General features: G+C 67.8%; 8 protein-coding genes and 2 pseudogenes. 4 read left to right on the top strand and 6 right to left on the bottom strand.

Features of this window, described 5'->3' with window-relative positions; all coding sequences use genetic code 11:
• The first annotated feature begins 84 nt into the window (after positions 1–84).
• Entirely contained in the window at positions 85–1077 is a 993-nt protein-coding gene (locus J7E87_RS15165; RefSeq protein WP_215094093.1) for an arsenic resistance protein, read from the top strand.
• A gap of 69 nt (positions 1078–1146) precedes the next feature.
• On the opposite strand, the gene J7E87_RS15170 is transcribed toward J7E87_RS15165, so the two are convergent.
• Positions 1147–1386: a hypothetical protein gene (locus tag J7E87_RS15170; protein ID WP_215094094.1), complete on the bottom strand. Its 240-nt coding sequence runs from the start codon at positions 1384–1386 to the stop codon at positions 1147–1149.
• A 49-nt stretch (positions 1387–1435) separates the two neighbouring features.
• On the opposite strand from J7E87_RS15170, the pseudogene J7E87_RS15175 reads away from it, so the two are divergent.
• Positions 1436–1684: pseudogene (locus J7E87_RS15175) on the top strand (NAD(P)/FAD-dependent oxidoreductase); the annotation flags it as partial.
• Positions 1685–1762: 78 nt separating this feature from the next.
• On the opposite strand, the gene J7E87_RS36450 reads toward J7E87_RS15175, so the two are convergent.
• The 4 genes from J7E87_RS36450 to J7E87_RS15195 form a co-directional block, all read right to left on the bottom strand.
• Positions 1763–2266 (bottom strand): recombinase family protein, encoded by a 504-nt coding sequence (locus J7E87_RS36450; protein ID WP_215094095.1) that lies wholly within the window; start codon positions 2264–2266, stop codon positions 1763–1765.
• A gap of 505 nt (positions 2267–2771) precedes the next feature.
• Entirely contained in the window at positions 2772–3773 is a 1002-nt protein-coding gene (locus J7E87_RS15185; protein WP_215094097.1) for a hypothetical protein, read from the bottom strand.
• Between the two features lie 44 nt (positions 3774–3817).
• Positions 3818–4315 (bottom strand): hypothetical protein, encoded by a 498-nt coding sequence (locus tag J7E87_RS15190; RefSeq protein WP_215094099.1) that lies wholly within the window; start codon positions 4313–4315, stop codon positions 3818–3820.
• 55 nt (positions 4316–4370) lie between these two features.
• A complete protein-coding gene (locus tag J7E87_RS15195) occupies positions 4371–5750 on the bottom strand; it encodes a PepSY domain-containing protein (protein ID WP_215094101.1) in 1380 nt (459 codons plus the stop codon).
• Positions 5751–5905: 155 nt separating this feature from the next.
• Between J7E87_RS15195 and J7E87_RS36455 the strand changes: the two genes are divergently transcribed.
• Positions 5906–6220 carry a DUF6349 family protein gene (locus J7E87_RS36455; protein WP_374195178.1) on the top strand — a complete coding sequence of 105 codons (315 nt, stop codon included), beginning with the start codon at positions 5906–5908 and terminating at the stop codon, positions 6218–6220.
• Here J7E87_RS36455 and J7E87_RS15200 read toward each other — a convergent pair.
• Positions 6129–6949, bottom strand: a pseudogene (locus J7E87_RS15200) (IS256 family transposase); the annotation flags it as partial. The gene J7E87_RS36455 and the pseudogene J7E87_RS15200 sit on opposite strands and share 92 nt — an antisense overlap.
• Before the next feature lie 919 nt (positions 6950–7868).
• Between J7E87_RS15200 and J7E87_RS15205 the strand changes: the two are divergent.
• Positions 7869–8662: ice-binding family protein (locus J7E87_RS15205; RefSeq protein ID WP_215094103.1), on the top strand; the 794-nt coding region annotated here is incomplete at its 3' end.

Raw genomic sequence — 8662 nt, forward strand, 5'->3', positions numbered from 1 at the left:
TGGTCAGTGGCCGGTGGCTTGCCACAATGACCGGCAGCAAGTCCGCCATCCCAGACGAGGCCAGCACAGCAAGGAGCCACAACGGTGTCGCAGGAACCGCAGGGCCTGGTCGAGCGGATGGAACACCACCAGGTCGCGGTCTACCTCGGGGCGATGGCCATCGGCGCGGTGCTCGGCTGGGCGGCCCCCGCCGTCGGCCCCGGGCTGGAGCACGCCATCAACCCCGTCCTCGGCGCACTGCTGTACGTGACGTTCCTCCAGGTACCCGCCGCCGATCTGGTCCGCAGCCTGCGCGACGGCCGCTTCCTGTCCGCCGCCCTGGTGGTGAACTTCGTGGTGGTGCCGCTGGTGGTCGCCGCGATGGTCCCGTTCCTGCCCGCCGACCAGGCAATACGCCTCGGCGTGCTGCTGGTGCTGCTGTGCCCCTGCGTGGACTACGTGATCGTCTTCAGCGGGCTGGCAGGCGGCAGCAACCGCCGCCTGCTGGCCGCCACCCCGCTGCTGCTGGTCGCACAGATGCTGCTAATACCGGGCTTCCTCTACCTGTTCATGGGCTCCGAGCTGGCCGACATCGTCGAAATCGGCCCGTTCGTGGAGGCGTTCACCTTCCTGATCGTCATCCCGCTCGCCCTGGCCTGGGCCACCCAGGCATGGGCCGCACGCCGCCCGGCCGGGCAGAAAGTGTCCGACGCGGCGACCACCACGATGGTGCCGCTGATGGCCGCCACCCTGCTCGTCGTCGTCGCCTCCCAGGTGCCCAAGCTGAACGACAGCCTCGCCGACGTCGCCGCCGTCGTCCCGTTCTACGTGCTGTTCCTCGTAGTCATGGCCTTCTCAGGGCGATCCGTGGCCCGCCTGTTCCGCCTGGATGCTCCCGCCTCCCGGGCGATTGTCTTCACCGGCGCGACCCGCAACTCCCTGGTCGTCCTGCCCCTGGCCCTCGCCCTGCCCGACGAGCTGGCCATCGCCGCAGTCGTCGTGGTCACCCAGACCCTCATCGAGGTCCTCGGCATGGTCGCCTACGTCCGGCTGGTACCCCGTCTCCTCCCCACGGACAACACCACCACCGCCCTCTAAAGACCCAGGGCCGCGGTTCCGCCGATGCGCCCCAAGCCTCGAGCCCGTCAGCTGCGCGCTCTCAACAGCTCATGAAGCCGACCCCGTGGTGATCCTCACCGGTGCGGACCCGGGGCTTATAGCGGCCTCGTCCCGCGACCTCCGCCGCCAGCGCCTTGAGCGTTCTCCCCACCGACCATCGGTGAAGATGACCCGCCGCACTGTGCCGGACGGCTGCGCCAGTGCCGCCTCCGCGACCCGCAACAGCATTCCCTCCTTGCCGCGGACCTTCTTCAGCTCGGCGTTCAGCTCCTTGTTGTCGACCTTCATGCGGCAGTATCAGCGGCCGCTGCGCGGCCGGGCATGAAGATGAGCGCCACCAGGCTTCCGCGACGGCACCATGGGCCCGGATCTCATGGACAACCTGCGGGCCCAAGCCGAACGATTCGGCGCCGAACTGGTCGCAGACGACGTCATCGCCGTCGACTTCGCCAACGACATCAAGACCGTCACCGACACTGCTGGCACCGTCCACCGCGCCAAGACCGTCACCATCGTCCACCGCCGCGACACCCTGCGCGCCTCCAAGACCATGCAGGACCGCGCCTTCACCGACCCCAAGATCTCCCTCGGGGGTCCCCGTAGTAATCGCCGCGAAAACAACGGATATCGCCGACCTGCACTGATACGCCTCAGCGATGTTCGGCTACGCGGGCTCTTGGGACTGGCTGGGGACTTTGCTGAGGTGACGGTAGATGGTGGGGCGGGTGACGCCGAACTCGTCGGCGATCTGCTGGACGGTGAAGTCGCCAGAGTCGTACATCTCCCGCGCGAGCTGCACTTGCCGAGGACCCAGCTTGGGCTTCTGGCCGCCGGTTCGGCCGCGGGCTCGGGCGGCTTCCAAGCCGTCCATCGTTCTCTCTGACATGAGGGCGTGCTCGAACTCGGCGATCGCCCCCAAGATCTGGAAGAACATCCTTCCGACCGCGGTGGAGGTGTCGATGCCCTGGTCAAGGATGACCAGGCCAACGCCGCGCTCCTGGAGCTCCTTGGACAGCTCGATCAGGTTTTCCAGAGAGCGGCCAAGCCGGTCGAGTTTGGTGACCACGAGTTGGTCGCCCTCGCGAGCGACCATTAGTGCCTTGTCGAGTTCGGGTCGGCGGGCGAGCTTGCCGGATGCCTCCGGGCCTATCGCGGCAACCCAGGGCATGGGGCTTCAAGCGGGCCGGAACCAGGTTATTGTGGCTCCCTTCTGGGATGCCGAATCGACGCTCTGGCTACGCTGGCGGTTCCGCCGCGCCCACCTCATCGAGCACATCGCGTGGCGCCGCCCGGAGCAGCCTGGCCCCGCTCGTCGAGCTGGGGGCAAGCTCGGGGGTTGTAGTCGACGGTAATGGAGCCGTAGTCGTTGACGGTGGAGGTACGCGCCGGGGAGATGCGGGCGAGCACCTCGTCCTCTACGCTCCGCCCGGCGCCTCGTTGCTCGCCGACGGCCATCCCCAGGTACTCCGTGTGCCAGGTGGCCGAGGCCCAGATCGCCTGCGAGTGCCGGGTGCGGCTTCAGTACGTGTCCCGCGCGCTGGTCAACCGCGACATCCGCGGCCTGGTCAAGCTGATCGCCGAACGCTCCACCGGCCGACCCGCCACGACAGCAGCGAGAGCGGTCGTTGACCTGCCGACGCCGAAAAGCCCGTCGGCCCCATACCCTGAGCCCCTCAGCGTACGGGCGCCAGGAGTGCCAAGAGGCTCCCGGTCTCCTCGGGGTCGGCGGTGCCGCTCACGTCGAGGCAGGTCCTGCCCCGGAGGGTGACGGGGCCGGACGCGTCGCGCGGCGCGTACTGGATCAGTACGACGTGGCGGCCGGAGGCCAGGTCGACCTGGACGCGCATCTCACGTCGGCTGACGGGCCGGTCCCAGACCCGCAGTGACGCTCCGCGAGGCAGGGGCTGCGGCAGAAGGAGGTCAAATCCTTCCGCTGCGGCGTACCGGGCTGCGCGGGCAGGCGGTACTCGGAGGCCGGGTCCGATGTCGCCCTTGCGGTAGAGAACATTCTTGGGGTCCAGGTCGGGCTGGAAGAGCGCGGGCGGCACATCTGGACCGAGCTCCAGTTGGACCACCTCGTCCACCTGGAACGGGTGCTCGGCGAAGGAAGCCTCGGCGCGCAGCACCAGGCCGGTCGACTCGTCGACGTGCAGCCGGTAGGTGTCGGCTCCGGCTCCCCAGTAGGCGAACGCCCGGGCAGGGTGCTCCGGGTGCGGGTGCGCCACCACCATCCCCACTCTCCGTCCGTCCAGGACCGCCGGTCGCACCCGCTCCACCTGGCACAGCGCCAGCAGGGAATCTGGCTCGAACAGGTGCCGGAAAACGTGCGGGGTCGTCTGCCGGTACTCGTCATACGCGACGGCGCCCCCCGGCTGGAACTCGTCGTACTCGACGTCGTCGTTTGGATGGAACCAGTACCAGCGGTCCTCGACGACCAGGCGTTCGTCCCGACCCGGGGGCTCGCTGCCGACGTCGCGGACATGGCGCAGCCGCCAGCGGGCGGGCGGCTGCGCGTGGAGTTCGTACTCCACAGTGACCAGGCCGGAGTGGCCGACCCCGGGGGGCCTGAGCTGAGTCTGTCCCATCGCCTCCAGACGGCGCGCGAAGTCCACGCCGTGCCGCAGCCGCAGCCTGTACAGGGCGGGCCGGGGGGCCGGGGCAGGAGGAACCGCCATGCCGACAGCGTACGTGCCTTGCTCCTCCTGCCCCGGCCCGGTCGTCACAGGATGCAGCTTCCCTCGGTCCAGCCGTTCTGCAGGGTCGGAACGAAGTGGACGGTTACCCGAACAGTGATCCTGTCGCCCTTCTCCCACGGGTGCCACAGGCCCAGGCTGTCCTGCCAGCCCTCGACCCACTCACCGTGCAGCCAGTAGCCGGGGCTGTGGTTGGGGTGCGGGCTGACATTTACGTTCTGCCCATTGACCGTCAAGAAGGTCTCGTAGTCGGCGGTAGTGGCTCCTTGCTTGTAGGAGGACTTGTCAATGTAGGTGTACTCGAAGAAGTCAGGGTCCCGGTTGTAGGGGTCGAGGTAGTCCGCCTGCAGGGTCCCGGTCCCGTACCCGGTCCCGACCTTGCCCGGTGTCAGGGTGCCGGTTCCGTAGTCCGTGACGACGTAGCACCGGGGGTAGGTCGTCTGCGCATACGCGGCCGGGGCGACGGGGACCGTCAGGTCGGCGCACGCCAGGAGCGTGACCAGGAGGTTCCGCAGTTTCCGCATGGGTGTCTCTTTCTTGGTCTCGTGGCGGTGGGGAGAGGACGCCGAGTCGGGACGGTCAGGTACTGCTGCGGGACAACACCGTCCCGTTGCGGGAGTCGATCTCCAGGCGCTCGACATCCGGCACCTGCGCATCGCTACGTCCGGTCAGGCCGCGGTCGACGGTGACAACCCAGCGGCTGGCGTTCCAGGTGTCCGGCTCCGCGCTCGCGGTGCCCGCGGTGTCGCCGATGACGGCCCGGGCGGCGGCAATCGCATCCTCGGTGGTCAGCCGGAAGTCCGCAGTTGCGGAGCCGCGGTTGGCAGACAGGTAGGTGACGGCGCCGGTGCGACGGTCGATCTCCGCGGTGACTTCGCGGGCTCCGGCCTTGCCCGCCTCGACGGTCCGCCACCGCACCAGCTGCACGGCGTCACCGTCCACGTGGCTGACGGCCTCGTCGGTGACGAGTTGCCAGTCGGTGGAGAAGCCGGTGACGTTGTCCTGGACGAACCGCTGCGCGGCCTCGCGCGCCTCGTTGGTGGAGAGCGTGATCTCGCCACCGGTGGTCGGGGTGCCTACGGCGTCGAGAATGGTGCCGTCCTGTCGTGTCCGGTACTGCACGCCCTCGGCCGTGGTCACGTCGGTGACGTCGGTGACGTCGGTGACGTCGGTGCCGTCCGGTCCCTGGCTGGTGGTCGAGGCGACAGGGGTGAGCTGGGTGAAGCCGGTGAAGGCCTCGGTGGCAAGGGGCTGACTGTTGAGCGGTTGTCCGGCGCCGGCCGGTTTGAGGGTGACGCCGCCGGGGTTGCTCGCCGCGCCGCTGATGACGTACCGGTCCCAGCCGCCGGCGTTGCCCTCCTTCGCGACCAGGTCGGTCCGGGCCCGGGCCAGAGCGGTGCTGACGCTGGCTCCGGTCGTGACGTGGTAGGAGAACCGGCTCCAGAAGTAGTTGCCGGAGTAGTTCGTGGTGCTGATCGCCGTGCCCGCGGTCGTCGCAGGGTAGTAGACGAGCCCGGAGAAACCGATCGCCGAGTCGACGCCGCGGGAGGTCGCTGCCTTGTTGAAGTCTCCCCAAGGCCCGGACTGAGCGGTGTCGCAGCCGGCCAGGATCAGCAGCCGCATGTCGTCCGCATCGACGTACGGGGTGTACTCGGTGAGGAACCGGATGTTGGCGTAGGGGCTGACCACGTCGGTCGTCGTGCCCGCGGCGAGGATCTGGTCCCGATCGTCGGTCGCGCCCTCGTTGGTCTGGAAGATGTCGGCGTTGGCGTGGCCGAACAGCCCGAGCACCGCCGAGTCGGCGCCGTCGTTGAACACGTCGTTGACCTGGCGCCCATTGGTGTAGCCGGTGGCGGAGTAGCCCATCGACTGAGCGGCGCTGGTGAAACTGGTGACATCGTCCGAGCCGAGCGAGCCGAGCGGCTGACGGACGCCTGAGCGCCGGACACCCGCGCGCACTAAAGAGCACAGCGGCCCCGGCACCGCCGGGGCCGCCCCGCTCAGAAAGACCCGAGCATGACCACACCCACCGAACCCGTTGGCGCAATCGCACGGCACACCGCTACCTCCCCCGCTTCTGGGACAAGACGCAGAACGTCCGTGACGTCTGGTGCATCGACTGGGGCCACCCCGGCTACACCTTCCGCACACCGCCCGAGCCCACAACCCGACCCACCGTGATCATCCGCAGTTGGAACCAGCCCGCTCCGCTCCATCCCGAGGAGACCTGGGCCTACCTCCACCGCGGGGCCTGCCTCGGCTGTACCTGGGAAGGACCGGACCGCCGACGCACAGATGAAGCGGTTGAAGATGCTCACGACCACACCCACCCCGGGTGGCGGGCACTACCGCCGCTCCCTGAACGCCGCGGCCGGCACTGGCTGACAGGGAGTGAACGCGACAACGCTGCCAGGCGGTGCCGAGCATGATCTTGCGGATCGCTGCCACCAGACCGCTATGGCTGTCGGAGATGACCAGACGGACCCCGCCGAGGCCGCGCTCGCGCAAGGAGCGCAGGAACTCGCTCCAGAACGCCTCGCTCTCGCTGTCACCGACCATCACACCCAGCACCTCACGGCCGCCGTCCTCGCTGATGCCGGTGGCGATGACCACGGCCTGGGAGACGATCCGGTGGTTCACGCGCACCTTGCAGTAGGTCGCGTCCAGGTAGAGGTAAGGGAAGCGGCTGTGATCCAGGGGCCGTCCGCGGAAGACCGTGAGCTGTTCGTCCAAGTCACCGCAGATCCGCGAGACCTCGCTCTTGGAGATGCCGCTGTCCGCGCCGCGCGCCTTGACCAGGTCGTCGACTGAGCGGGTGGACACCCCGTGCACGTAAGCCTCCATGATGACCGCGTACAGGGCTTGGTCGATACGCCGCCGCCGTTCCAGCAGCTGGGGAAGAAACTGCCACTGCGCAGCTTCGGAATGGCCAGGTCCAGATCGCCGGCCTGAGTGGCGAGGGTCTTGTCGCGATGGCCGTTGCGATAGCCGGTGCGATCCTCGGTGTGCTCGTTCCACTGGGCACCGATCCGGCCACTGAGTTCAGCCTCGATCAGCTCCTGCAGCATGCGCTCGGCGACGTTGCGGACGAGCTCGATCCCGTCCGCCGTGCGTAGTGACTCCAGCAGGCGTTGTAGGTCAGACTGGGACAAGGCCATCGGGCACCTCCAAGGTTGAACTGGCCGTTCACCAGGGAGATTTGCACGGTGGCCTGCCCTATGCGCAGGGAACGGAGGCCGTCACCGGATGCACGCCCCGGGCACACCCGCACTGTGATCGCTTACACCACCACGCGGGACGCCATCACGGCGAGCAATACACGATGGCAGTAGCAGTGGTGGACACGCCGTCAGGTCGAGTGTTTTGGGCCTCAACAGACCAGGTGTCGACGTCTGCCCGCCGGTCGACAACCGGGAAAGTGGAGGCGCTCGCGAGCCGAGCGCGAGCCGGAGATCGCCCTCTGACCGGTGGCACAGTCGGCACTGGACGTGTTGGAACCGCCGTCGCGACCTCGACGTCGCCCTCGCCGTCCGCGCGGCTGCGACCGCAGTGGCGCAGCACGAGGCGCCCGGCCCGTGACGGTCGCCGTGCTCGTGACAGCATTTCGAACAGAGCCGGGCCCTGCCGGCCTGACTGCATGCTCCGGCTCGCGCTCGGCTCACGCGCCCGGTGACTGCTCCCGGAATCCGGATCCGGCCTGGCGGATGTTTCTCCGGTCTGCGCCATCCAGAGGACATTTACTGCAGCATCGCCCGTTTCCGTGGTGACGCCTCCTAATTGGGAAATCACTTGCGCGGTGAATCGTGGCCTCCCTATCCGCTGACGGGCAGTAGGCCGACGATCGGCCTATCAGGAGGGATTGACTGCATCAACGATGGATCGCCCCACGAATGAGTGACGGCCAGCCAGCTCAGTATTGGTCATACATTCTTGATGCGATCGGTCGGTTCCGGCAACATCACCCGGATGAATCGCAACGGGGGTGGGGTGTCTGCTTAATATACTGCCGACAGGCGAGGCGATTCCGTTCGACGAGGAACGTCGGACTTCACCACCCCCACAGGAGTTGGCACCTCGATGACACTGAATATTCCCGATGCGCCGCATCGGCGCCAAATGACGGTTTGGATCGCGGGGGTACTCACCCTGCTGGTCGCCTTTGCCGTTGTCGCAGTGACGCCTACACGGGCGAATGCAGCAACACCTGTAGATCTGGGTACCGCGGAAAGCTTCGCGGTACTGGCCGGCGCGGAGGTCACCAACACCGGGCCCTCAGTGGTCACTGGAGACGTCGGAGTGCATCCGGGGACGTCCATCTCCGGATTCCCGCCCGGTACGGTCAACGGGACTTTGCACTCCGGGGACACTGTGGCTGAACAAGCCAAGACCGACCTGGTCGCGGCGTACAACGACGCCGCCGGACAGGCATCGAATGGCGCCCTTCCCCCGGATGCTGGTGGCTTGACGCTGGTTCCGGGCGTCTACACACGCTCTTCCAGTCTCGGGCTCACCGGCACCCTCACCTTGGATGCCCAGGGCGACCCGAACGCAGTGTGGGTGTTCCAGGTCGGTTCGACGCTGACGACGGCGAGCAACAGCAGCGTGTCCCTCATCAACGGCGCATCGCCGTGCAATGTGTTCTGGCAGATCGGCAGCTCGGCCACCCTCGGCACCGGCACCACCTTCGTGGGCACGATCATGGCCAAGGCAGCGATCACCGTAACGACGGGGGCGACCATCGACGGCCGCGCGCTGGCCGAGGTCGAGGCCGTGACGCTGGATACCAACCGGATCACCAGGCCGGAGTGTGCGGGCACCACTACCACAACAACCACCGGTGACGCTGCGACGGGTGATGCCGCGACGGGTGA

The sequence above is a fragment of the Streptomyces sp. ISL-1 genome (assembly GCF_018614585.1).
Classification (GTDB): domain Bacteria; phylum Actinomycetota; class Actinomycetes; order Streptomycetales; family Streptomycetaceae; genus Streptomyces; species Streptomyces maoxianensis.

Excerpts from the sequence above, each read along its gene's own strand:
- J7E87_RS15170 (WP_215094094.1), bottom strand. The coding sequence starts at position 1,386 with ATGAAGGTCGACAACAAGGAGCTGAACGCCGAGCTGAAGAAGGTCCGC.
- J7E87_RS36450 (WP_215094095.1), bottom strand. The coding sequence starts at position 2,266 with ATGCCCTGGGTTGCCGCGATAGGCCCGGAGGCATCCGGCAAGCTCGCC.
- J7E87_RS15185 (WP_215094097.1), bottom strand. The coding sequence starts at position 3,773 with ATGGCGGTTCCTCCTGCCCCGGCCCCCCGGCCCGCCCTGTACAGGCTG.
- J7E87_RS15190 (WP_215094099.1), bottom strand. The coding sequence starts at position 4,315 with ATGCGGAAACTGCGGAACCTCCTGGTCACGCTCCTGGCGTGCGCCGAC.